This window comes from Hungatella sp., from assembly GCF_046966825.1.
This window is the reverse complement of the sequence record NZ_JBKVCZ010000041.1, coordinates 23,505-48,913: the sequence shown is the minus strand read 5'-3', so window position 1 is coordinate 48,913 and position 25,409 is coordinate 23,505. Positions and strand designations below refer to the sequence as shown.

The window sequence follows — 25,409 nt, the reverse complement described above, 5'->3', positions numbered from 1 at the left end:
TTCTTAACGCGCAGAATTTTTCATTCAGGGGAAATGCCCACCTGTTTGAGCGCAGCGAGTTTGGGCATTTTCACTGGTTTTTAGAAAAATCCTGCACGTTTAGAAGTGCTTATGCCCGAAACCGGAACAGGAAAGGCCGCATGAGCAAGCCGGGGCAGACCGGGAAGCTGAGAATGGTGGGGGAAGAATCCCCTTTTGCCCAAAGAAACGGCGGCTCCATTACTGGTCCGCCGGTGTATATACAATACTGTAATTTTCGCCGTCTTTGATGGGCTGCATGGTGATGCCGTAATTGCAGGGTTCATGATCTAAAAGCAGCGCCCAGTAGGCTCCATCCTGTGTATAGTCCGCCCGCACTCCATTGACGGTAATCATCATGAGGCCGTATTCCTCGGTGGTGGTGCCTTCTATGGTCAGCTCCGGAATGTCATCCACCGCCTCCTTCAAGTACTGCGCCTCGGTAGTAACGTGATAGCTGTCCTCACTGCCATCCTTGTAAACCACATCGATGGTGATGGTCTTACTGCCAACCATGGGAACGGGCTTTGAAAAGTTATAGATAACCAGCAGCAGCGCCAGCACGGCCACAGCCACGCAGGCACCGAGAAATGGGGAGGGACGTTTCAGTCTCTTATGTCCTTGTTTGTCTGTAATCATCATTAAAGTCTTCTTTCTATCCATGTGAAATCTTATAACTCACATGAAGCTTATGAAGTGCTTCACTGAGTGCTCCTAGTATAGCATAAAAAGGCAGGGAAACTCAAGAAAATTTAGGGATACTGAGAAAATACTTTTCCCAATGCCCGGGGTGGTGTATAATGAGGGGCAGTTGGCCGCCGTCTATGGGCATGATAACGGGAGCGGGGGGCGGCCGGACAAGAGATGAAACGGAGAGTCAAAATGGAAGAAAATCGTAATATCAGACAGGAAATTGCAGAGTGTGAGAAATTATTGATCGGTCTGGGGGAAGAGTGGAAGGCGGAGCTTGTCCCGGATATAGCAAATGTGTATGAGAAGCTGGCGGAGCTGACAGAGGGCAGGGACTTTTTTATCGTGACGACGGTGACGGATGCACGGATCTTTGAGTCAGGGATCGATGCGTCGAGAATTGTGGCTCCCTGCGGAAATGAAACGTGGCGCCAGTGCTCCCGCTCCTGCACGAAGGATATCTGGGAGCCGGGGGAGATTCCGGACGATATATGCCCTCACTGCGGCGCGCCGCTTACGGGAAATACCATCAAGGCGGAAACTTATATTGAGGAAGGCTATCTGCCACAGTGGAATAATTATACAGCCTGGCTGGCCGGCACGTTGAACAAGAGGCTGGTTATTCTGGAGCTGGGGGTTGGATTTGCCGTGCCTACGGTGATCCGGTGGCCGTTTGAGAAGACAGCGGCGCTGAATAAGAAGGCTCATATGTACCGGATCCATGGAAAATTTGCACAGCTTTCCGCTGAAATGGGGGAAACGGCTGTGTCTGTCCCGGTGAATTCCGTAGAGTACTTTAGAAATTTATACTTCAACTTTTAAAGTTGTACAATCAGGTATCCTGTGATAAAATGTTGAAAAAAGGCGATACGAGGTGGCGGCCATGATAGCGATTATTGATTACGATGCCGGAAATTTAAGAAGTGTGGAAAAGGCACTGGATGCATTGGGAGAGCAGCCGGTTATCAGCCGGGATGAGAAGACGATTCTTTCCGCGGATCGGGTGATTCTGCCGGGAGTTGGTTCCTTTGGAGATGCCATGGGGAAGCTCCGTCAATACGGATTAGTGGATGTGATTCACCGCGTGACAGACCAGGGAACTCCGTTTTTAGGGATTTGTCTTGGGCTGCAGCTTTTATTTGAGCGGAGCGGGGAGAGTGAAGGCGTCCCCGGTCTGGGAATTCTTCCGGGAGAGATTGTGAAGTTCCCGGATACACCGGGGCTCAAGGTTCCTCACATGGGCTGGAACTGTCTGGACATCCGTCCGGAAGCAAAGCTTTTTAAAGGACTGGCTTCGGGGGAATATGTGTATTTTGTCCATTCATATTATTTAAAAGCGGAGAATGAAAGGGATGTGGCGGCGTCCTCCGTTTACGGTGTCCGTTTTCACGCTTCCGTGGAACACGGCAACATCTTTGCCTGTCAGTTCCACCCGGAAAAGAGCGGTACCACGGGCTTAAAGATTCTGAAAAATTTCATCGAACTACAATAGGAGGTGGCCGGATGCTGACGAAAAGGATAATTCCATGTCTCGATGTACATAACGGACGCGTGGTGAAGGGCGTCAATTTCGTGAATTTAAAGGATGCCGGAGATCCGGTGGAGATCGCGGCCGCATACGATAAGGCCGGAGCGGATGAACTTGTCTTTCTGGATATCACAGCTTCCTCAGACAACCGAAATACCGTGGTGGATATGGTGCGCCGCGTGGCGGAAACGGTTTTTATCCCATTTACCGTGGGCGGAGGAATCCGCACGGTAGATGATTTTAAACTGCTTCTGCGGGAGGGCGCGGATAAGATATCCATCAATTCCTCTGCCATTAACACACCGGAGCTGATCTCCGATGCGGCGGACAAATTCGGACGCCAGTGCGTGGTTGTCGCCATCGATGCCAGAAGGCGGGCCGACGGAAGCGGATGGAATGTATACAAAAACGGCGGCCGTATCGACACGGGGCTTGACGCAGTGGAGTGGGCCATGAAGGCCGACCGCATGGGCGCGGGGGAGATTCTCTTAACCAGCATGGACTGTGACGGCACAAAGGCCGGATATGACGATGAATTAAACGCCGTGATCGCAGACTGCGTCTCCGTACCGCTCATCGCGTCGGGCGGCGCCGGAACAAAAGAACATTTTTACAATGCCCTGACGACGGGAAAAGCTGACGCTGCGCTGGCGGCCTCCCTGTTCCATTATAAGGAACTGGAGATCATGGATCTGAAGCGCTATCTGGCGGACCGGGGACTGCCTGTGAGGTTATAGGGCAGAGGATTACGATACAGTCAAAAGTATACAGGACAATACGAAAGGAAATAACAGCAAAATGGGTGCAATCGATAATGACTGGCTGGAACCACTGAGTGTGGAGTTTAAGAAGCCATATTACAAGGAACTTTATAAGAAGGTTAAGCAGGAGTATGAGACGAAAAGAGTCTTTCCGGAGGCGGATGATATCTTCAATGCGTTTCAGTTTACGCCCCTTTCCAAGGTAAAGGTGGTGATTCTGGGGCAGGACCCCTACCACAATTACGGGCAGGCCCACGGCCTCTGCTTCTCCGTAAAGCCGGATGTGGCTGTACCTCCGTCGCTGGTGAACATTTATCAGGAGCTGCACGACGATCTGGGATGCGATATCCCCAATAACGGCTACTTAAAGAAGTGGGCGGATCAGGGCGTCATGCTGCTCAATACAGTGCTGACTGTCCGCGCTCATGCGGCTAACTCCCACCAGGGAATCGGATGGGAGACATTTACGGACGCGGCTATCAAAATCTTAAACGAGCAGGACCGGCCGATGGTATTCTTATTGTGGGGCCGACCGGCACAGAATAAGAAGAGTATGCTGACCAATCCGAAGCACCTGATTCTGGAGGCGCCGCATCCCAGTCCCCTTTCTGCGTTCCGGGGCTTTTTCGGAAGCAGGCATTTCAGCAAAACCAATGAGTATTTAAAGGCCAACGGGCTGGAGCCCATAGACTGGCAGATTGAAAATATATAAGAATGGAGACGGAAAATAAGAGATGAGTATAATTGAGACATTAAAGGTAATCGTGCTTGGAATCGTGGAGGGATTTACCGAATGGCTCCCCATCAGCAGTACGGGCCATATGATACTGGTAGATGAAATCATCCATCTGAAGCAGCCGGAAGATTTTAAAAACATGTTTATGGTCGTGATCCAGCTAGGCGCGATTCTGGCGGTCGTGGTCATGTATTTCCATAAGCTGAATCCATTTTCACCGACGAAGAAACCCGCACAAAAGCGGGCTACACTGGAGCTTTGGTCCAAAATTATTCTCGCGTGTATCCCGGCGGCCATCATAGGACTTCTGATCGATGACATTATGGAAAAATACCTGATGAACGGTTATGTCGTTGCGGCCACCTTAATTATCTATGGCGTGCTGTTCATCGTCATTGAAAACGCGAATAAAAGCCGAAACTTTGAGATGCAGCGGGTGGGAGACATCTCCTACCAGACGGCGCTTTACATAGGCCTGTTTCAGCTCCTGTCCCTGATCCCCGGCACATCCCGGTCCGGTTCCACCATCCTGGGCGCCATGATCCTTGGATGCTCCAGAGGCGCTGCCGCCGAGTTTTCCTTTTTCTTGGGAATCCCTGTTATGTTCGGTGCCAGCTTCTTAAAGATTGTAAAATACGGTCTCCATTTCACCGGCCCCCAGGTCTTCTATCTGATCCTCGGCATGGTAGTGGCTTTCATCGTCTCCGTATACGCAATCCGCTTCCTGATGGGCTACATCAGAAAACACGATTTCAAATTCTTTGGCTACTATAGAATCGTCCTTGGAGCCATCGTTTTAGTCTACTTTGGAATCACAGCCTTTATCGGCTGATTCGGTTTGGCAGCATATAATATTAGATTTAGAAGTGGATTTACGTAAATGAAAAGCTAAAAAGTTAAAAATTAAAATTTAAAAATAGAAAATAGAAAATATAAAATAGAAAATAAAAAACGAAAAACGAAAAACAGAGGCATGCCGCAGACCCACCAGGGGTTGCAGCATGATAATCCGCCACCAGGGCATTGCGGATTATTGCCTCTGTTTTTTATTCAAACTTACTTATTCAAACTTACTTATTCAAACTTTCTTATTTAAACTTTTCTTATTTAAACTTTTCTTATACAGACTGTTCTTAAATCTCCACGGCTCCCAGGACGATCACAGCCCTCGCTCCAATCGTGACCGAATGGCAGGCCGCTTCTTTCCAGCCGCTCACACGTTCCGGAATACTTTCTTTCCCTCTCCCCGTATCGATGAGCAGGTTCCAGCAAAATCCTTCGGGAAGTTTTGGCAGACCGATGGTGAGCGGTTCCCAGTAGGTATTGACGGCGAGGTAGATGATATCCTCGGTGCCGTCGTCGTGTTTCCCGGCGTACATGATGCCGATGTAGTGGGTATAGGACGCTGTTTCATTCTTCCAGGCCTCTGTTCCGTGAACGCTGACAGGCGGAAATCCGGTGCTGGAAGGAACCGTCTCCCTTCGGATTACCGGATGACTCCTTCGAATGGCGATCATACGGCGGAAGAATGCATGGATTTCCCGGTTCTTCTCCAGCAGTGACCAGTCCAGCCAGGAAATGTGATTGTCCTGGCAGTAGGCGTTGTTATTGCCGTACTGGGTGTTGCCGAATTCGTCACCGGCGAAGAACATCGGAGTCCCGCGGCTGCACATTAAGACTGCACAGGCGTTTTTGATCATGCGGAAACGGAGTGCCAGAATGTCAGGATCATCGGTCTCGCCCTCGATACCGCAGTTCCAGCTGTTGTTGTTACTGTCTCCGTCTGTATTATTCCAGCCGTTGGCCTCGTTGTGTTTTTCGTTGTAACTGTAGAGGTCATAGAGGGTAAAACCGTCGTGGCACGTCAGAAAGTTGACGGAGGAATTATATCCACGTGTGGCCGGCGGATAGAGATCCGGCGAGCCGGTGATTCTCTTGACAGCTGCAGCGGCGGTGTTGTCATCGCCCTTTAAAAAACGGCGCATATCGTCCCGGTATTTGCCGTTCCACTCCGCCCAGCGGTTCCAGGAAGAGAAGGAGCCGACCTGGTACAGACCTCCCGCGTCCCAGGCCTCGGCGATCAGCTTCGCACTGGCGAGCACCGGATCGTAGGATAAGGATTCCAGAAGCGGAGGCTTGTGAAGCGGCGTGCCATCCTCGCTTCGCCCGAGGATAGAAGCCAGATCAAACCGGAAACCGTCCACGTGGTAGTGGATGGTCCAGTACCGGAGGCAGTCCAGAATCAGCTGCTGGACGATGGGATGGTTGCAGTTTAAGGTATTGCCGCAGCCGCTGAAATTATAGTAGAAGCCTTCGGGGGTCAGCATGTAGTAAATATGGTTGTCAAAGCCCTTAAAGGAGAAGAATCCGCCCCTTTCATTGCCTTCCGCGGTGTGATTGAAGACGACGTCGAGATAGACCTCCATGCCGTGCTCTTTTATGGTGCGGATGAGCGTCTTCAGCTCCCGGCCCTCGTGGTTGTGCTCGCTTTTTGAGGCGTAGCTGGTGTTGGGAGCGAAGAAGCTGACGGGATTGTAGCCCCAGTAATCCAGCAGCATCTTCCCGTCCACGCTGCGCTGGCTGCGCATCTCGTCAAATTCAAAAATGGGCATCAGCTCGATGGCGTTGACGCCCAAGTCCTCCAGATAGGGAAGCTTTTCCATGATTCCCTGAAAGGTTCCGGGAGCGGTGACCCCGGAAGAAGCATCCCTTGTAAATCCCCTGACATGAAGCTCATAAATAATTAAATCCTCCATGGGAATCGGAGGATGGCAGCAGTCGTCCCAGTTGAAATTGTCTGAGACTACCCTCGCTTTATACCGAAAGCCGCTTTCCGGCTTGGAGCCCCATGTGCCCTGTCCGGTAACGGCTTTCGCATAAATGTCCAGAAGGTATTTGGTTTTGTCGAAGATAAGCCCTTTCTTTGGATCATACGGCCCATCAATGCTGAACGCATACTCCAAATCCCGGGTGTCTAAGTCGAACACGATGATGGAATAGACATTCCCGATCCGGTAACGGTCCGGGATGGGGATCTTCGCGTATGGTTCGTTTTCGTTATGGTGAAACAGCAGCAGCTCGCAGGACGCAGCTTCCTGAGAATGAAGCGTGAAACTGACTCCTCCAGGTATTAGACGCGCGCCGAATTCTTCGTACAATCCTGGTCTTACGGAAAAACCGGATATGGTGTCAAGCGGCCTGAAATCATCGGTGTACTGTGGCATATCGGTGTCCTTTCTGACAGATTAAGGCTGAAACAACATCTCAATCCGTCCTTCAGCGGCTTTCTCATCTTTGCCGTCAAAGTAAAATAGTAAATTTCTGTTCCGCGTTACCAGTCCTTTTTTCATCTCATCATAGTCTTTTACATTTACTTTCGATTTGCCATTATCGATATAGATGTCGCAGTCAAAACAATTGGCCGCCGTAATTAAAACAGCTATGGGGATGGGGGTATAACGCTGATAAATGTCAACTTGTTTCGTTCGCATATCCCAGCCTCCTTTTTATGGCGGGCGGATAATCCGTACGTCGGGTGACAAAACATTAAGATACTCTTCCAGAAAAAGATTGGTGAACTGTGAAATATAGATAAATCAATCTATCTATATTCTACCATATATTTTAGCGCGATACAAGAATAAAGCAAAAAAATAAACAGTTTAATCGTGAAAATTTTGTGAAATATGTGTAAAAACTAAATGGTGGCTACATGTATCCACTAAAACTGGGAATGTGCGGAAACCTTTCAGATAACAGCGCTGGTTATAATATCTGCAATAGGGCCAGGTCACACAGATATAATATGATCCATGCGGCCCGGAGGTTCATAGCCGGCCTGTAATCCAGGGACCTCAGAAATATTACAGCCCCTCCCCCTCCTGTCCTTCCGCCTGTCGATTACAATTGCGCACGGCTGGTATCGCAAGACATAAAAACGACGCGATGAGCACCAGCCATCCGGCGATAATAAACCATTTCTCAACGCCAAAGCGCTCCGCAAATACTCCAGAGACGGATAATCCGACCGGTCCGCTGATCAGCCGGATGCTGCCGGATAACGATAGAACGCGTCCCAGATATTTTGCTTCGAAGCTGCTTTGCAGCAGTGGTGTGTAGATTCCCCAATAAAACGGACCGGACACGCCCATCAGCCAGGAGCAGAAGACGAATGCAGCAAAACCATGCTCAGGAAGAAGCCCGGATATAAATAAACTGAAGCTCATCAGCAGAAACGAACCGACAATGGTATAAATCCTGTTTTTCGTTCCGCCCCATTTCGATAGTATAAGAGAGCCGAACAACAGCCCGATCGAAAATACGACTTCGACGACGCTTGCATTTGTGCTGGTTCCATGAAAATACGACATGCTCATCAGCGGGAACAACGCACTGGTCGGCATCAGCGCCAGGGTATACAGGGTGCTGATCAGAACCAGACCCAGCATGCCCTTATTCGTCTTCAGAATTAAGAAGCCCTCCATGGCCTCCCGCAGTACATGGACTTTTCCCCTGTTTTCCTCTTCCGGCAGTTTCGGTATCTCTGTTATGGCCAGTGTGAAGACCGCGGCCAATGCGCCCAGGACATCCAGAAAGATGATGCCGCTTAAACTCCAGGAGCTGTAGAATACGGCAGCCAGTACCGGGCTTAGTATCTGTGATACGGATTCTAAAGCCTGGGAATATCCGGCACAGCGGGTCAGCTGATCCTCCGGAACAATCTGCGGCGTAACGGCCTGGAGACACGGTATGTGAAAGGCAGAACCGATGGAACGGAAAAACAGGACCACGAGGATCAGTTCGGTTGACAATGTCCCCGTCCAGCCGGCGATTACCATGACCAAACTGGCGGCGGAGATGAACAGATCCGAGAGAATCATGATCCGTTTTCGGTTATACCGGTCGATGAACACCCCGATAAACGGCCCCAGGACTCCCTGCGGTAAAAATCCCATCATCATGGCGGCTGTCAGGACGAGAGCCGAGCCGGTCTGATCCGTCAAGTACCACACAATGGCAAACTGAAGGACAGCGCTTGAAAATTGGGAAAAAGCCTGCCCCGCCCATATCGTAAAAAAATTCTGTTTCCAGTTTCTCTGTAATGCGTTCATATCATTTCCCCCAGTTGGTGATTAGAAATATAGTATACAATAAATGATGCGAAATTAGTAATATAATTTTGAATCGCTTGATAATCAGGGAAGGGCATTGTATAATTGATCTCAGTTAATAAAAATTTAATGGAATTGTAAGGAAAATGGTGCATTTAAAATCCTTACAATCGGGACATGAAGGGGGATATGAGATGAAAAAGAAACGAATACTGGCTTTGGCGCTGACTTTTGTACTGGTTTGCAGTAATTATGCATGGGCAGACACAGGCAGCAGACCAGAGCATGGCCTTGGATCAGAGTACGCATCAAAGGTGAGGACAGCCAGCAGCTCAAATGCTGAAAAAGATGAGAACTATGACAAGGCGACGGATTCAAATGCCCAGAATAAGGCAACCAGGTCCAATGCACTGCTGATGAAGTGGGATGAAAGTGAGAAAATTACGGACATTGTCCTTGTGAATAATTATCACAGATATGTACAGATCAAGTGGAACGTCTCCGGTTCCTATCAGTGCAATCTGTATCGTTCTGAAGACGGCAGTGATTACATAAAGCTGGAGTCTGGGACATGGAAAAGAAACTACACAGATAAAACTGCTGAAAAAGGAAAGACGTATCAATATAAGGTGACCGCAGTGAAACGCAGCTCAGATGAAACCCAGGACCCCCAGGAGACGGAGGGAAGGGTTTTAGAAGTCGTTGTTTCTGATAAAGAAATTCTGATGCAGGATCAGGAAGTGACAGTCGGGATCACCGGTCAGGTTAAGATTACGTTTTCCGGCTTTGAAGAGGCTCCTGAAGGGGTATGGCGCAGCGACAACGGAAACGTGATCAGTATCACCCAGGAGGGAGTCTTTACTGCAAAGAAAAGAGGCCGAGCGAATTTATTTTTTCAGACAGCTGACGGATACGAGGTATCCTGTAAGTACCTCTGTTATGATGAAATGGTTCCACCGTCTGAGGATATGTACACTTCAAGGGAATGGACCGTGTTTCGGATTACCAATCAGAACCGTATGAAGGAAGGACACCTTCCTCTTTCCATGGTTCCCCTTATGCAGACAGGGACTGATATAAGGAAAAAGGAACTGACACAGAAATATTCCCATATCCGGCCTGACGGAAGCAGCTGTTTTACGGTTTTTAATGAGATCGGCTATACTACCAGCTCAATGGGAGAAAATATAGCATGGGGATACTCGAGCCCGGCGGCCGTTATGAATGGGTGGATGCACAGTTCCGGGCATTATAAAAATATAATGAATGACAATTTTGTACATTTTGCGACAGGAGAGTCAAATAATTATTGGGTGCAGATGTTTTCTGGATGCTACGATGATAAGCTGAACCATATGGAGCTGTTTGTGCCGGCAGACATGACATTTAAAAAGGCTTCGGCAATTGAAGATTTTGGAGTTGTCGCGGCATTGAACTGTACCGAACATGGGATTTCGTATATGCCGGTAATTTCGCAGATGTGTACCGGTTATGATGCGAATCAGGAGGGGCAGCAGACAATCACTGTGAAATACAAAGACCTGGAAGCGTCGTTTACCGTCACCATAAAAGGCGGTTCTTCTTCCAATAGCGGTGGAGGAAGCGGCTCCGGAGGCGGTGGATCCCATTCTTACGGAAGCGGCGGTTCTTCATCGGGTGGAGGCGGTTCTTCAGCGGGAGGAACCGGAAAAGGGCCTGGTGCAGCCGGTATATCAGGGGCAGAATCGATCCCTGATTACGTGGTAAAGGGGGATTGGACACAGACAAAGGAGGGCGGCTGGAGATTTACCGATTCAAATGGAATGCCTTACCTCAATCAGTGGGCGGCAGTATACAATCCATATGCCAATCCTACATCAAGGCAAAATTCTTTTGACTGGTTTTTCTTTGATGCGAATGGAAACATGGTAACTGGATGGTATCAGGACGGGGAGAATCTGTTTTACTTAAATCAAAATTCGGATGGAACCAGAGGAAAGATGGTTACCGGCTGGTGCTGGGTTCCAGATCAGAATGGCGTACAGAAATGCTATTATTTTAACCCCAATTCAGATGGCACGCGCGGGAAAATGATGCGGAATGGTGTGATTGATGGGAATACCGTGAATGAGAACGGTGAATGGACTGTAAATGGAGTCGTTCAGACAAAGTAAGGGCAAAGTACAACAGCCGCGCACAGGATTAAAACCTCGTGCGCGGCTGTTCTCTTATTTTTATACGTTTTCCGCAATCTCATAAAGCAGTCGTTCAGAATCTGTCCATCCAAGACAGGGATCGGTGATAGATTTCCCGTAGCAGTGCTCGCCGACTTTCTGGCTGCCTGGCTCAATGTAGCTTTCGATCATCAGGCCCTTGACCAGATCCTTGATCTGAGCCGCATGTCTTCTGCTGTGAAGAACTTCTTTGGCGATGCGGATCTGTTCCATGTATTTCTTGTTGGAATTGGAGTGGTTGGTATCCACGATACAGGCTGCATTATCCAGGTTGCGCTTGGCGTAAAGTTCCTGAAGCAGAACCAGATCTTCAAAATGGTAGTTCGGAATGCACTGGCCGTGTTTGTTGACTGCGCCGCGGAGAATGGTATGAGCCAGCGGATTGCCGCCGCTCTTTACTTCCCAGCCGCGGTATGTAAAATCATGACCCTGCTGTGCCGCTACGACGGAGTTCAGCATAACGGATAAGTCGCCGCTGGTCGGATTTTTCATGCCGACGGCCACGTCACAGCCGCTGGCGGTAAGACGGTGCTGCTGGTTCTCTACGGACCGGGCTCCGATGGCCACGTAGGACATGATATCATCCAGATAAGTCATGTTCTCCGGATAGAGCATTTCATCGGCGGTGGGGAAGCCTGTCTCGGCAAATACACGCATGTGCATCTTGCGAATGGCGATGAGTCCCTCATGCATATCCGGTTTTTTCTCCGGGTCCGGCTGATGAAGCATTCCCTTGTATCCCTCGCCGGTGGTACGCGGTTTGTTGGTGTAGACACGCGGAATGATGATGAGACGGTCCGCGGTCTTCTCCTGAACCTTGATTAAGCGTTCTGCGTAGTCGCACACGGAATCTTCATTGTCCGCAGAGCACGGACCAATGATCACGAGAAATTTATCGCTTTTGCCGGTCAGAACATCGCTGACCTCCTGGTCCCTCTTTGCCTTCCGCTCTTTTAATTCAGCCGGAAGAGGGAAGCGTTCTTTGATTTCATCCGGGGTCGGAAGGTTGTTTACATATTGAAATCCCATGGTATCCTCCTGAAGATAAGATTCTTCTCTTTTGTTGTTGCCAATTATATACCAGAATATCGGAAAAATCTATACCTGACCGAAATTTTAGGAAATGTGTTCAAACAAGGGAATCCGGGTGTTCCTTTTTTTACAAAAATAGTGTATGATATGAGAAAAGATTTGAGAAAAGGGAATGGTGTGAGAGTATGGATAGATTCTGGACCTGGGGCGGTAAATACGTGGGAGTCAGACAGAAGGAGTATCTGGTGGCCTGTGACGGCACCGTGCTCGGGAAGTTTTTTGGCAGAGATATTTATGATCAGGACGGATATTATGTGGGAGAACTGGGGAAGGGCGGCCGGCTGATTAAGAACAGAACAAAGTCTGCCACACGCAGACCGGCATTCAGCAGAGGCGTGAAGGGAACGATCCAGGCCCCCCTGCGGGACTGTGCGCCTTATCCGCTGCTCTATGGGTTTGATGATTTTGAATTTTGATACGCCTGCACATCGCCTTATTTGACCTGGAATAATGGAGGTAAGGGGTGTGCAGGCTTTTTCATTGCAGTATGGCTGATTTCATTTGATGAAATGACGGGGAATGAAGGACAGGGAATGAACTGACGGTTCGTAAGAGAACCTTCAGTATTTCGTATGAGATATGCTATAGATATCTGGCCGGTTCTATATTATAATGAATCCGCGTAAGTAGAACAGATAAAGGAGAAATTTATGAGAAAATCAGTATTTGTAACCGCGCTGGTTCTGACAGCGATAAGCCTTACGGCCTGTGGAGGCAAGAAGGGCCCGGATAACGGCGGGTCAGGAACTGTGGCAGAGTCCACACAGGCGATTACGGTGGATTTGGAGAAAGTTCACCAGGCAGTAAAAGATGTATACGGAGAAAATTATATACCAAGCGCAGCCTATGACGCACAGGCATTAAACGATATATTCGGAGTTCCGGCGGATTTATACGAGGAATTCATCGCGGAAGGACCGATGATCAGCGTCCATGTGGACACCTTTGTGGCCATCAGGGCGAAGGAAGGAAAGGGCGGGGATGTGGAGAAGCTTCTCGGCGATTACCGCACCCGTCTCGTGGAAGATTCCATGCAGTATCCGATGAACATCAGCAAGGTGCAGGCGTCTGAAGTAGTCCGCCACGGAGATTATGTGTTCTTCGTTATGCTGGGAACGGCTTCTGAGGAAGCGCAGGAGCAGGGCGAAGAGGCTGCCCTTCAATCTGCACAGGAAGAAAACAAGAAGGCAGTTGACGCAATTAACGCATTCTTTGAGGGGTAAACATGGTATTTTCCAGCCTGTTATTCTTATTCCGGTTTCTGCCGGTTATGTTAATTGTATATTTTGCTGCTCCAAAGAGGTTCCGCAATGGGGTTCTGTTCATTGGGAGCCTCATTTTTTATGGTTGGGGAGAACCGGTGTACATCTCACTGCTGCTGTTTTCCACGCTGGTCGATTACGTCCACGGACGTCTGGTGTGGCGCTTTATGGAAGAGGGAAAACAGAAGCGGGCCAGGCTCTGTGTGGCTTCCTCGGTCATCATCAATCTGGGGCTTTTAGGTGTCTTTAAATACGCGGATTTCCTTTTGGAAACCGTGGGGCGGCTGACCGGGCTTGCATTCCCTCTTCCGGGACTGGCGCTTCCTATCGGTATTTCCTTTTATACGTTCCAGACCATGTCATACACGATCGACATCTACCGGAAGGAGGCCAGCCCGCAGAAGAATATCATCGATTTCGGCGCCTATGTCTCCATGTTTCCCCAGCTGATTGCGGGACCAATCGTGCGGTATCATACCATTGCAGAGGAACTGCGGGAGCGGACTGAGAACTTCGCCGGATTTTCCAGGGGAGTCTTTCTGTTTGCCGTGGGCCTGGGAAAGAAGGTATTGATCGCCAATACCATAGGAGCGCTGTGGACGCAGATTTCGGGAGTTCCGGATGCAGAGCGGACCGTCCTGATGATGTGGATGGGGATTCTGGCGTTCGGCATGCAGATCTACTTTGATTTTTCCGGTTATTCCGATATGGCCATGGGGCTGGGCGCGATGATGGGCTTTCACTTCCCGGAGAATTTCCGGTATCCCTATACGGCGAAGAGCATCACCGATTTCTGGCGCAGGTGGCATATCACCCTGAGCACCTGGTTTAAGGAGTATGTGTATATACCGCTGGGCGGAAACAGGAGAGGCGCTGCGGTGCAGGTGCGGAACATCGCGATCGTCTGGCTGCTGACAGGAATCTGGCACGGAGCGGCCTGGAATTACCTTTTATGGGGGCTCTATTTCGGTGTGCTTCTGCTGCTTGAGAAGTTTATTCTGAAGCCGTATCTGGAGAAGATGCCATCTGCCGTCAGAAGCGCATACGCCATGGTCTTCGTCTTTCTTGGCTGGGTGCTGTTTGCACATGAAAATATGGCGGAGGGGCTTCAGTACTTCACCCAGATGGCCGGCGCCGGAGGTATCGCCTTTGCAAGCCGGAGAACGTGGTATTTGCTGGTGACCAATCTGCCGTTACTTGCGGCGGCTGTCCTGGGTTCTACACCGCTTCCGGGGATCTTGTGCAGGAAGCTTTCGGGACGTGTGAGAGAGACGGCCGAATTGCTGTTTGTGGCGGTTATTCTTGTGCTGTCGGTTGCATTTCTGGTAGATGCCAGTTATAATCCGTTTCTGTATTTCAGGTTCTAGTGCCTCCCGGCGTATTTACGCCAGGAGACAGTAGCGTTGGAAATGAGGAGAGTTTATGAAGAAAGAGAGATACAGTGACAGAGGCATGACCTTCCTGTTTCTGGGCTTTTTGGGGATTGTATCCCTGGCGGGTATGATTACGCCGCAGAAGGCGTTTTCCGACTCGGAGAACCGGTATCTGCAAAAGAAACCGGAATTTACGGTGAAGTCTCTGCTGGATGGAAGCTATGGAGAGAAGTATGAACAGTATTTGAGCGATCAGTTTCCGGGAAGAAACGGATGGATCGGTCTGAAGGTTACGTCAGAGCGTCTGGCCTTTCAGGAAGATGTAAACGGCGTATACTTTGGGAAAGACGGCTATCTGATCGAGAAATACGATACAGAGGACGTGGAAGGGGAGCAGCTGAACAAAAATATGGAGAAGCTGGCCGCATTTACAGGGGCGGCGGAGAAGTCCCTGGGGAAAGACCATGTGCGGGTGATGCTTGTACCATCGGCGTCCCAGGTCATGACAGACCGGCTGCCATTTCTCGCCGCGCCCTACGATCAGGGCCGGGTAACGGAGCTGCTTTTTGAACGCCTGAAAGAAGCAGGGAACTCCCCGGAGATGGTGCTTCCGGCAGAAGACTGCTTAAAATCGTTTCGGGACGAGGAGCTGTACTACCGGACGGATCACCATTGGACCGCCAGAGGGGCGTTTTTGGGATACCGGCTGTGGGCGGAGTCCATGGGGCTTATCCCGTGGACGGAAGACATGTTTGATATCCGGACGGCCAGCAGCGAGTTTCATGGAACGGTCTATTCCAAACTCAATGTTCCGTGGCGGTACGATTCCATCGAGGTGTGGCAGCCGAAGGAGCCGCAGAATTACCGGGTGTCTTTCGACGGGGAACCGAAGGAATATGATTCCCTCTACTTTCCTGATGCATTAAAGGGAAAGGACAAATACGCCATGTATCTCGACGGCAACCATGCCATAACCAAGATCGAAAACAGGAGCATAGAAGGAGATCAGAAGGAAAAGAAGCTTTTCATAATCAAGGACTCCTACGCCCACAGCTTCGCCGTGTTTACGGCCAACCATTTCGGAACCGTGTATATGGCGGACCTGCGGTACCTGAACCTGAATTTGAAGGAGTGGATGGAGGAACAGGGGATCACGGATGTTCTGGTGATGTACCAGATTCCGGGATTTGCAAAGGAAAAAACGGTATCACGGCTGGTTTATAAATAGCAGGGCTGTGAACTGCGGCGAGGTGTATGATGAAGGATATACAACAGAAGGCAGCAGGCAATGTGGACTTGGGAACTGAAGAATGGATTGAGCAATATGGAAGGTTCGTGTATGGGCTTGCATTCCGTCTGACAACGGATGTGCAGGAGGCAGAGGACCTGTCCCAGGAGACGCTCTTAAAGGCGTGGCTGCACTGCCCGGAACTTAAGAATCCGGCGGCGGTGAAGAGCTGGCTGCGAACAATCTGTGTCAATGAATTTCGGATGAAGATCCGTAAACAGGCCAGCACCCCTCTCAGCTTTACGGATGATATGGAGGCCCTGGAGCGGGAGGGGAGTCTTCTTACTGAAAGCATTCCGTCTCCTGTGGAAGAAGTTATCGTGTCGGAGGAGGTTGAAAGGCTTCGGGACGGCTGCTTTCTTGCGATGGCGGGGAAGCTGCCTTTGAATCAGAGGGCTGCATTTTCGCTTGTAGATATGTTTGGCCTGTCCATTCCGGAGACGGCAGAAATTCTCGATGTTACGCCCAAGGCGGTAAAGGGGCTTTTATACAGGGCGAGGCTGAGTCTGGAGTCTTTCTTCCGTGACCACTGCGGCATCCTGGATGAGAAAAATCCCTGCAGATGTTCGGCATGGATTGAATTTTCTAATAACAGGAATGCTCTGCAGAGGGAGACAAGAACGCGGATCACCGTACTGGACTACCGGGGTACCGGGTATCAGCCGAACGAAGAAACGAGGAGACAGATTCTCCATTATTACCGAAACATTCCGGACCGCGTTCCGTCGCAGGAATGGTATGATACGGTGGCGTCGGCAATCGGAACTTTTTTTAAAAATAATGCAGAAAAAACGGGACTTTCATAATTTCACAGCATCTTACTTTATAGAAGCGGTTATAGGGACTGGCAGCAGGCCGTGTGATCGTTTCAATACCATAAAACCAAAATAGAGAATGGAGAATGTAACATGGAGAAAAGTAAGATGGGAAATGGATTTAAGATTTTGCTGAGTGAGACTGGAGAAACCGGGAAGGCGTACATGGAAATGGTCATGAAAGGTTCGCAGGCCAGTGCGCTGGACAGAAAGACGCAGGAGCTGGCCTACTTATCCGTACTGGCCGCTCTGCGCATGACCGGAGGCATTGCCTACCATGTGGATTCTGCAAAAGAGCTGGGAGCGACAAAGGCTGAAGTCATGAGCGCAGTTTTAGTCGGTCTTCCGGCCGTAGGAATACAGGTGATCGATGCGCTTTCAGCAGCCGCAGAGTGTTACGGGGAATCGTGAGACATCCGGGTGAAGGAAGCTTGAGAAGCGGTTAAAAAATGCAGTGCCCCCATACAGGACAAAGAAGTTGAATGTCCCGTATGGGGGCGTTTTTTATTTTGCGAAGAAGCTGTACTGGAACAGCGCTGCGTCATTAACTGTGATGAGAACGGATGGAAAATATTAGAAATAAAAAGTACAGGTATTGCTTAAGAAATTACATGGACAGAGAGAGGGGAGGAAGGGGCTATTGAACAATACTAATAAAATTACAGTTTCATGAAAAAATATTCTATTCAAAACACACAAAAAACTATGTGATAATACATTCAGAAGGAGAGGGGGGAGAAAAAACATAAAAAAGTGCAGGAAAAAGCTTATCGCGTGAACGCAAAGCAAAACAATCTGGTGGCACAGAGTCGTTCCTGCATTTTATCACAGCAATAAGCCTGACTTAATTATAGCAAATTGAGAGAGCAAAAGGAATCTGTTTTCGACATTTTTTGCTTTTTCCTCTGTTTACGATACTGTTCACAATAAAAGTGAATGCGGGCTTATTGACAATGCTTCAATGAACTGTTTTATGGTAAAGGGTATGTAAAGAGGAGGAAAAAGTATGAAGTGTAAGAAACAGGGGCAGAGAGCGCTGTCCTGGATTCTTGTGACTGCGATGATGGTGCCTTCCGTTTCTGTTCCCACGATAGCCTATGCTGAGACAAACCAGCGGATTGCTACCTATGTGGGCCAGGTGCCGGAGCAGTTAAAAGATGACGCATCTGTCAAGGCAGACCAGTTTGGTAAGGCATACGATACAGTAGCAGTGACCAGCAAAGGTGTACGATATGATGTGGAGGTCGTACCTCAGGAGCTGGTATATTATATTGATAATTACAGCAGCGGCCCGTTGGATGGAACCACTCCTGCCTATGAAGCGGTGAAGGAATTAACGGGGACTAAGCTGAAAAATGATGCGGCCGATGCGGTGTACGTGGAAGGCTCCTGGGGATTTCACAATCAGAATGTGAAAACCAAAGGGAATGTAACGACAGAGGATAAGGCGGTATCCGGGATCTATAATGATCAGGACAAGCTTCTTACCTATACGCTTCCCCTGGATGCAGGAACGTATGAAATTACATCCGCGCACTACGAATGGTGGCCGGATCAGGGAAGAACGCTTGACATCACGGCACAGATCGACGATGGTACCCCGGTCTCTCTGGGAACGACCGGAGCGCTAATCGTCAACCAGGAAACACGCGTCACTGGTGATGTTACCCTGGATAAGGCCGGTGAGGTGACGCTCCGGATCCAGGATACGAAGAATAAAGGGGCAATTCTCAGCTGGCTGGCGGTTGCCGAAAAGGATTCATCCCTGGTGCCGTTTGACACAGCGCTGGAGGAGATGGATGGCGGCCTCACGAATCGGGGAGCGAGCGTTATCTCGGACGCCGGCCGCGGTAACGTGGTAGAAGTGACAGCTGGCTGGAATAATCAGAATGGCGGCCATGCGGAGATCAAAGATGCGGCCGCACTGTTTGGGAGAAAAGAATTTACGCTGCTTGCCAACGTAAAGGTGGAAGATACTGATACAAATGAAGATAACAGGAATAAAAAAGCGGCATTTTCCATAGGAACAGAGAATCAGAATATCCATATTTTTACCCAGTCGGGGAAAGTGGGATACGGCGATTCCAAGGCGGGAGGCGGAATCAGCGCCGGGAATACGGCTCTGGAACATATCATTGCAGATGACTGGAACGCCATGGCCGTGTCTTATTCGGAAAAGGACGGCGCCAACGGTTCTGTTACGGTTTATTTAAATGGTGAAAGGGCGGGAGAGATTCCTGATCTCGGCTTCAAACTGAGCGGGATGAGCAATATAACAGCAGCTTTGGGCCGCTCCTTTGCCACCAATTTTCTGCTGAATGGCCTTTATGATGATATTGTGGTGACATCTGAGGCCATGTCGGAGGAAGCGGCTGCAGCCGAGACGAAAACGCGGATGATGGAGCCGCTGCTTTCTGAGTTAAAGCGTGCTGTAATGGAAGCAAACGCTTATCTCGACACGGAGGACCCCGGTAATGAGGCGCTGAAACAGGCCGTCACCGAGGCAGAAGCCCTTCTTGCAGGCGGAAATGCTTCGAGAGAGGCCGTATTGGCAGCAACCGCAAAGATCAGAAATATTCTTCCGGTCTGCGATGCAGTGATCACCATTAAAGGCAGCGATGTGGATGCGGCGGCTCTGATGACCAACGGACTGACATACAAAGGCTGGGGACTCTTAAGCTGCAACGGAACCAGCAACCTGCTGATGGACTATAAGGCAGAGGCGCCGGAAAAGTACTGGGAAATGATTCATACCCTGTTTGAAGGAGAACATCCCTTAATATCCCACGTGAAAATTGAGATGGGAAATGACGGTAATACTTCGACGGCGGCGGATCCGGCTACTATCCGGTATGAGGGCGAGGATGCCGACGTGTCCCGTTCCCCTGGCTGGCAGCTGGCGGCGGATGCGAAGAGTGTGAACCCGGATGTAAAGGTCAGTGTTCTGCGCTGGCGTTCTCCGAACTGGACCAATGGCAATACCAACACGGAAAAGGTCTATGAATGGTACCGCGATACCATTTTCGACGCTTATGAGAAGTATGGCATCATGGCAGACTACATTGCCGCCGGTGTCAACGAGGCGAACTACAATGATGCGATTAAGATTAGCGCGCCGATGACAAAGGCATTTACAAAGCTGGTGGAAGAAGAGAGCGATTTCCCGGATTACATGGAGGAGGATGCACAGGACGCCTATCACAGGATTCAGTTTGTAGCCGCCGATGAGATCGATTCCTGGGGAATTGTCACGGACATGTATAACTCAAAGGATCAGAAGGGCGGAACGTGGGATTCTGTCGATGCGGTGGGAATCCATTACGTAACCGGTACGGACCAGAATGTACGGGATCTGGCACAGAAATACAATAAGGAAATCTGGTACAGCGAAGGCTGCGCGACCTTTGGCATGACGAGCCAGGCGGAGCGGCGCACCGATTCCTATGTGGCGATGGGCGGGAATCAGAGCCCTCTGGCCATGGTGGACGGTTACTTAAATTCCTTTGTGTTCAGCAACATGACTCATTACATATTCCAGCCTGCAATCGGCGGTTTCTATGACGGGCTGCAGTATGCGCATAAAGATCTGGTCAGCGCCAGAGAGCCGTGGGCGGGATATGTCCGTTATGACGAGGCCCTCTACATGACGGCGCATTTCACCCAGTTTTCCAAGTCCGGATGGGCGGCTGACGAGGACAACAGCAATGGAATCTGGCTGGGAATTCCCCAGGCGAGCAATTCCTATGCCGGGGACAATAACAAAAATGAGCACCTTTCCAATGAAGCAGGCAAACCGAGCTATATGACTCTTGCAGCCCCTGATAAATCGGATTTCTCGGTGGTAGCGGTAAACAACAGTCCGAAGAAACTGAATTATCAGATTAAGGCCGAGGATATGAATCTCGATGAAAACCAGAAACTGGAGATCTGGCAGACAAAGGCAGACGAGTACATGGAATTCAAGGGCGAAGTGGCTGCAAACTCGGCCGGTATGTATACCGTGTCGGTGGATGCGGGGGCTATAGCGACCTTCACAACCCTGGATTACCACCAGAACGACGGCGACCGGGCGCTGACGCTTCCGGAGCATACGTCTTTATCGGATAAGGCAGTGCTGGATACGGATGAGGACGGAAAGATGGGAGAGGGATGTACCGGGGTTACAGACAATACCATCCTTTACGCCGATGATTTTGAGTACGACGAGGAAGGAACCGTAACGGTCAATACGGCGAACGGGCCGGAGCAGCAGGACTACTTATCATCCAGGGGAAATGAACCGCGCCTAGGATGGACGCACGGCGCCTGGGTGGTGGAAAAGGAAGACGACGGCAATCAGCGTCTCGGCCAGATTTTATCGGCCGCCGTAAGTGAGTGGAACGGCGGGGATCCGGAGACGATTGTCGGCGACTACCGCTGGATGAATTATAAGGCAAGCGTCGACGTACAGGCTGACAACGGATACGCCCTTCTGGGAATCCGTCAGCAGACAGGAATGAACAGTGATAACAGCGGTTACAACCTGTTAATCCAGAATGGAACATGGAAAATGCGGAAGGGCGGCAGCACGCTCCTGGAAGGCAGTATGCCGGAGAAGCAGGGGGATTCCTGCCGGATCGCCTTAGAGGGCAGAGGCAACGCAATCCTGGCCTATGTGGACGGAGAACTGGCAGGCAGCTATATTGACACGGATAAACCGTACCTGATGGGACGCGTCTTCCTGGGAAGTGCCTGGGCGGAGACGTATTTCGACAATCTGAAGGTGGAGAAAATCCCTGGTTACATCCCGTATGCGACCGCATTTTATGACGATCACGACGACGAGGTACAGTACAGCAATGACTGGAGGCTGACAGGACCAGGCAACGGCAGCGCGGATAACTGGTACCGGACCACCTCCTATAATAAAAAGAGCGGAGACTCGACCTATGTGACGTTTGACGGCAGGGGTACCGGTTTCATGCTGGTAGGTGAAAATGGAGGCGGCGTCAAGGCAGATATCTATGTGGACGGCGTTAAGAAGGCGGAGAATGCAGAAAACAACTCCAGCAGCAAGCGTTATTCCACGATTGTATTGGACGGACTCACATCGGGAGACCACACCTTTAAGGTGGTGGTAAAGAGCGGAACGCTTGTGATTGACGGCGTTTACATTCTCGGAGAGGTTCTGCCGGGCGGCAGCATCGAAGCCTTAAAGGCTCTGGCGGCCGAATGTGAAACGTACCGGGAGGCAGACTATACCGCCGATCACTGGAAAGTCTTCGCAGATGCGCTGACAGCGGCGCAGGCAGTCATTGGGAATGAGACGGAATCCACCCAGCTGGAGATCGATACGGCGGCAATCCGGCTGCAGGAGGCGAAAGAAGCGCTTCTGCGTCTGGATCAGCCTGTGGAGATTATTGATGACAGACTGCCTGAGTATCTGGCTGTTGTGGAAGGCGAAACGGTCAAAGACGACATTCTGCCGGCAGAAGTAAGGGTGAAGCTGGCAAATGGTACCGAGAGCACCGCAAAAATTCAATGGGCCAATAACGAGGAGGATTCCTTCTCCGCACCGTATAAGACAGTCCGCCTAAAGGGAACTGTGGAAGGCGGCAAGGACCTTCAGGCCGTAATTCCGGTGGAAGTGGTACCGGAAGACACGTTATATTACATCGACAGCTTCAGCGCGGCTCCGGGAGACGGAACAACGCCTGTCTACGAGGCGGTCCGCGCCCTGCTCGGCGATCAGCTGAAGAATGAGAAGGCTGACCAGATCTCCGACGGCACGAAATGGGGCTTCAACAAGACCGGCGTTGTGACAAAGCCGGACACGGATTTAACGGATAAGTACAGCTCCGGATTCTACATGGAAGGAGGCAATCCTGTTCTCTATTACCTGCCTCTTGAAGCGGGAGCGTATTCCCTTACCGTCGGCGTCAACGAATGGTGGGAGCCGCGTTCCATGAAGGCGGTGGTACTGGCAGACGGAAAAGAACTGGCAGCAGAGAACCTGACTCTCTCCGGAAAGGGATCGCAGGATGAAAAGACCCTGAGCTTCACTCTGGAGAAGGCGGATACGGTAACCTTAAGAGTTGAGAAGGTAAGCAAAAACGATCCGGTTATCAGCTGGCTGGCAGTCGCAAAACAGCCGGAGGTGCTGGATATCAGCGGAGTGAAGGTGGAAAGACTTCCGGACAGGACAGAATACCGGATTGGTGAAAAACTGGATACCACCGGTATGGTGGTGACCGCCACCATGAGTGACGCGACCAGAGTCGAACTGGAGGAAGACCAGTACACCGTGAGTACTTTAAATTCAGGGACTCCCGGTGAGAAGGAGATTACCGTATCGGCGGCCGGAAAGAGCGGAACTGTATATACGGACACCTTCCGTGTGGTCGTAACAGAGGAAGGCACCGAGTACTACACAACGAAGATTAAAGTGACCGGGAAGCCGGACAAGATGAAATACTATACGGGTGACGAGCTGGACACTGCCGGCATGGTGGTGAAGGCACACCAGAAAGCCAGCCCCAGCAATGCGGAAAGAGACATTGAGATATCGGATTATGTGACAGAGTACGATTTCAGCAAAGCGGGAAAGGCCACCGTCGAGGTTATCTATGAGGACGAGAACAGCGACGGCGAGCGGATAGAGTTTACCGACTCCTTTACCGTAACCGTAGAGGATGAACCAGTGGAACCGGAGTATTACACGACCCGCATCCGGGTTGATAAAAAGCCGAAGAAGGTCGTATACAAGGTCGGAGAGGAGTTCAATCCGGAAGGAATGAAGGTGATGGATATCCAAAAGGCCAGTCCGGGAAATGCCACGAGAGCGGTGGAAATTCCGCTGGAAGAGCTGGACTATCAATACGATTTCAGCACATCGGGCAATAAGAAGGTCAAGGTAGTCTATATGGGAACCGATAAGAATCAGGAAGAAAAGGAGTTCCAGGCGGCCGTTGATGTCTCCGTAGCCGATGAGGCGGAAGAGGGCTTTTACACAGAGATGATTCAGATCACTTCCCAGCCCGATCAGACGGTTTACCGCGTGGGAGATATGTTTGCACCGGCAGGTATGGCGGTGACGGCTTACCGGATAAACCGTGAGACAGGAGAGCGTGTGGAGGAGCTGACCCGTGACTACAAAGTCAGCCCGGCACTGTTCATGATTTCCGGAGATATCAAAGTGACCGTCTCTTACACCGGAATTGACAAAAACGGCGATGCAAAGGTATTCCAGGATTCCCTGTGGGTGACCGTCAGACCGGCGAGCAGCAGCGACAGCTCTGGAAGCAGTGATACGGCTGAGACCAGGCCAGTTCCAAAGCCGAGCAGCACCATGGACGGAGGAAGCTGGAAGCAGGACGGCGGAAGCTGGCAGTACACGAAGCCAAACGGCCAGCCTGCCAGAAATGAATGGGGACGGATTAACGGTTCCTGGTATTTCTTTAAGTCGGATGGCAGGATGGCGGCCAACGAGTGGATGATGGATGCAGACGTCTGGTACTTCGTGGACGAAAGCGGAGCCATGTATGAAAACCGCTGGATGGAATATGGCGGAAACTGGTATTACTTAGGCCAGAGCGGGGCCATGTATGGGAACCGGTGGCTGGAATACAACGGCGTCTGGTATTATCTGAATGCAGACGGCACCATGGCTAAAGACACGGTCACTGCAGACGGGTACCGGGTCGGCAGTGATGGAAAATGGGTAAAATAAAAACAAATCCCTGAGAAAAACACCGGGATACAGATATGCCCCCTGTCAGGCAGACAGGGGGCATACGTCTGATTCTATTCCTCTTCCTGCGGAGAAAAGTCGCCGATTTCATGTGGATTTTCTGCAAGATACTTTAACTGCTCCATATCACAGATTACGGTCTTGTGGCCTTCCTTTTCAATCACCTTCATTTTTTTCAGCACCAGCATAATTTTGGAAACGGTTACCGAATGGACTCCAAGGTATCTGGCCAGTTCGGTGTAGGTAAAATATTTTTGAAGTTCATATCTTCCGTTCTTTTCATTTGCCAGCTCAATCAGAGTCCGGCAGAGACGCCCCGACGTATGATCCTCCTTCGAAGAATGTACATGGGAGATTTCCTCCATAAAATGCCGGGCGATTCCTTCGCTGATCCAGTAGCCGATTTCCGGCTCTTCTTTTATCTTTCTCTCCAGTACGGAAAAAGGAATTTTGTATAGAATGCACTCTGTCTTTGTATACAAAGAACAGAAACTATAGAGTGTATTAATCTGGGCTGCCCCTTTGTGGGATAGAAAAAACGGCACGCCGCCGATCAAATCCTTTTCCCTGAAATAGTGATAGATAATCTCTTCCCCGTTTTGGGTGAAACGCAGCAGGGCGCATACGCCGGATATCAGACAGTAGGCAGTATTTTCATGATTGATGATCGAAGAAAAGTACTGGTTTTTGTCCAATTGGATCCTGGTGCCCTCTTTGCATAGAATTTCTAAAAAATGATCTCTTTCGTTCTCCTTCACAGTCCCTCCGGTTGTACAACATGCACATAAAAGAT

At 50.2% G+C, this 25,409-nt stretch carries 19 protein-coding genes; 13 read left to right on the top strand and 6 right to left on the bottom strand.

Features of this window, described 5'->3' with window-relative positions; all coding sequences use genetic code 11:
• Nucleotides 1-219: 219 nt before the first annotated feature.
• Nucleotides 220-660 (bottom strand): DUF4430 domain-containing protein, encoded by a 441-nt coding sequence (locus ACLTD4_RS14605; RefSeq protein ID WP_242354583.1) that lies wholly within the window; start codon nucleotides 658-660, stop codon nucleotides 220-222.
• A gap of 240 nt (nucleotides 661-900) precedes the next feature.
• Here ACLTD4_RS14605 and ACLTD4_RS14600 point away from each other — a divergent pair, with 240 nt between their 5' ends.
• The 5 genes from ACLTD4_RS14600 (at nucleotide 901) to ACLTD4_RS14580 (ending at nucleotide 4,565) form a co-directional block, all read left to right on the top strand.
• Nucleotides 901-1,530, top strand: a complete 630-nt coding sequence (locus ACLTD4_RS14600; protein ID WP_117622643.1) for a hypothetical protein — start codon at nucleotides 901-903, stop codon at nucleotides 1,528-1,530.
• A gap of 61 nt (nucleotides 1,531-1,591) precedes the next feature.
• Nucleotides 1,592-2,200, top strand: a complete 609-nt coding sequence (gene hisH, locus ACLTD4_RS14595; protein ID WP_117622644.1) for an imidazole glycerol phosphate synthase subunit HisH — start codon at nucleotides 1,592-1,594, stop codon at nucleotides 2,198-2,200.
• An 11-nt stretch (nucleotides 2,201-2,211) separates the two neighbouring features.
• A complete protein-coding gene (gene hisF, locus ACLTD4_RS14590; RefSeq protein WP_002604540.1) occupies nucleotides 2,212-2,973 on the top strand; it encodes an imidazole glycerol phosphate synthase subunit HisF in 762 nt (253 codons plus the stop codon).
• Between the two features lie 61 nt (nucleotides 2,974-3,034).
• A complete protein-coding gene (locus tag ACLTD4_RS14585; RefSeq protein WP_110324664.1) occupies nucleotides 3,035-3,709 on the top strand; it encodes a uracil-DNA glycosylase in 675 nt (224 codons plus the stop codon).
• Nucleotides 3,710-3,731: 22 nt separating this feature from the next.
• The gene (locus tag ACLTD4_RS14580; protein WP_002604538.1) at nucleotides 3,732-4,565 is read left to right on the top strand and encodes an undecaprenyl-diphosphate phosphatase; all 834 of its coding nucleotides are present in this window, start codon (nucleotides 3,732-3,734) and stop codon (nucleotides 4,563-4,565) included.
• 301 nt (nucleotides 4,566-4,866) lie between these two features.
• On the opposite strand, the gene ACLTD4_RS14575 is transcribed toward ACLTD4_RS14580, so the two are convergent.
• The 3 genes from ACLTD4_RS14575 to ACLTD4_RS14565 all read right to left on the bottom strand — a co-directional run bounded on the left by ACLTD4_RS14575 (nucleotide 4,867) and on the right by ACLTD4_RS14565 (nucleotide 8,844).
• A complete protein-coding gene (locus ACLTD4_RS14575) occupies nucleotides 4,867-6,957 on the bottom strand; it encodes a glycogen debranching protein (RefSeq protein ID WP_117622645.1) in 2,091 nt (696 codons plus the stop codon).
• A 21-nt stretch (nucleotides 6,958-6,978) separates the two neighbouring features.
• Nucleotides 6,979-7,224 (bottom strand): HPr family phosphocarrier protein, encoded by a 246-nt coding sequence (locus ACLTD4_RS14570; protein ID WP_002604536.1) that lies wholly within the window; start codon nucleotides 7,222-7,224, stop codon nucleotides 6,979-6,981.
• Nucleotides 7,225-7,596: 372 nt separating this feature from the next.
• Entirely contained in the window at nucleotides 7,597-8,844 is a 1,248-nt protein-coding gene (locus tag ACLTD4_RS14565) for an MFS transporter (protein WP_117622646.1), read from the bottom strand.
• 194 nt (nucleotides 8,845-9,038) lie between these two features.
• On the opposite strand from ACLTD4_RS14565, the gene ACLTD4_RS14560 reads away from it, so the two are divergent.
• Nucleotides 9,039-10,997 carry a CAP domain-containing protein gene (locus ACLTD4_RS14560; RefSeq protein ID WP_181988645.1) on the top strand — a complete coding sequence of 653 codons (1,959 nt, stop codon included), beginning with the start codon at nucleotides 9,039-9,041 and terminating at the stop codon, nucleotides 10,995-10,997.
• Nucleotides 10,998-11,057: 60 nt separating this feature from the next.
• On the opposite strand, the gene ACLTD4_RS14555 is transcribed toward ACLTD4_RS14560, so the two are convergent.
• Entirely contained in the window at nucleotides 11,058-12,086 is a 1,029-nt protein-coding gene (locus tag ACLTD4_RS14555) for a 3-deoxy-7-phosphoheptulonate synthase (RefSeq protein WP_055656665.1), read from the bottom strand.
• Between the two features lie 188 nt (nucleotides 12,087-12,274).
• On the opposite strand from ACLTD4_RS14555, the gene ACLTD4_RS14550 reads away from it, so the two are divergent.
• The 7 genes from ACLTD4_RS14550 to ACLTD4_RS14520 all read left to right on the top strand — a co-directional run bounded on the left by ACLTD4_RS14550 (nucleotide 12,275) and on the right by ACLTD4_RS14520 (nucleotide 24,595).
• Entirely contained in the window at nucleotides 12,275-12,565 is a 291-nt protein-coding gene (locus ACLTD4_RS14550; protein WP_055656667.1) for a hypothetical protein, read from the top strand.
• Between the two features lie 234 nt (nucleotides 12,566-12,799).
• The gene (locus ACLTD4_RS14545; protein WP_055656669.1) at nucleotides 12,800-13,372 is read left to right on the top strand and encodes a DUF4358 domain-containing protein; all 573 of its coding nucleotides are present in this window, start codon (nucleotides 12,800-12,802) and stop codon (nucleotides 13,370-13,372) included.
• A 2-nt stretch (nucleotides 13,373-13,374) separates the two neighbouring features.
• A complete protein-coding gene (locus tag ACLTD4_RS14540) occupies nucleotides 13,375-14,778 on the top strand; it encodes an MBOAT family O-acyltransferase (protein ID WP_117622648.1) in 1,404 nt (467 codons plus the stop codon).
• Between the two features lie 55 nt (nucleotides 14,779-14,833).
• Nucleotides 14,834-16,012, top strand: coding sequence for a DHHW family protein (locus ACLTD4_RS14535; protein ID WP_117622649.1), 1,179 nt, complete (start codon nucleotides 14,834-14,836; stop codon nucleotides 16,010-16,012).
• Between the two features lie 26 nt (nucleotides 16,013-16,038).
• Nucleotides 16,039-16,878 carry an RNA polymerase sigma factor gene (locus tag ACLTD4_RS14530; RefSeq protein WP_243008314.1) on the top strand — a complete coding sequence of 280 codons (840 nt, stop codon included), beginning with the start codon at nucleotides 16,039-16,041 and terminating at the stop codon, nucleotides 16,876-16,878.
• A gap of 102 nt (nucleotides 16,879-16,980) precedes the next feature.
• Nucleotides 16,981-17,298 carry a carboxymuconolactone decarboxylase family protein gene (locus ACLTD4_RS14525; protein WP_002604514.1) on the top strand — a complete coding sequence of 106 codons (318 nt, stop codon included), beginning with the start codon at nucleotides 16,981-16,983 and terminating at the stop codon, nucleotides 17,296-17,298.
• Between the two features lie 595 nt (nucleotides 17,299-17,893).
• Nucleotides 17,894-24,595, top strand: coding sequence for a bacterial Ig-like domain-containing protein (locus ACLTD4_RS14520; protein ID WP_412331390.1), 6,702 nt, complete (start codon nucleotides 17,894-17,896; stop codon nucleotides 24,593-24,595).
• Nucleotides 24,596-24,669: 74 nt separating this feature from the next.
• Here ACLTD4_RS14520 and ACLTD4_RS14515 read toward each other — a convergent pair whose 3' ends face one another.
• Nucleotides 24,670-25,374: a Crp/Fnr family transcriptional regulator gene (locus ACLTD4_RS14515; RefSeq protein ID WP_002604512.1), complete on the bottom strand. Its 705-nt coding sequence runs from the start codon at nucleotides 25,372-25,374 to the stop codon at nucleotides 24,670-24,672.
• Nucleotides 25,375-25,409: the final 35 nt, after the last annotated feature.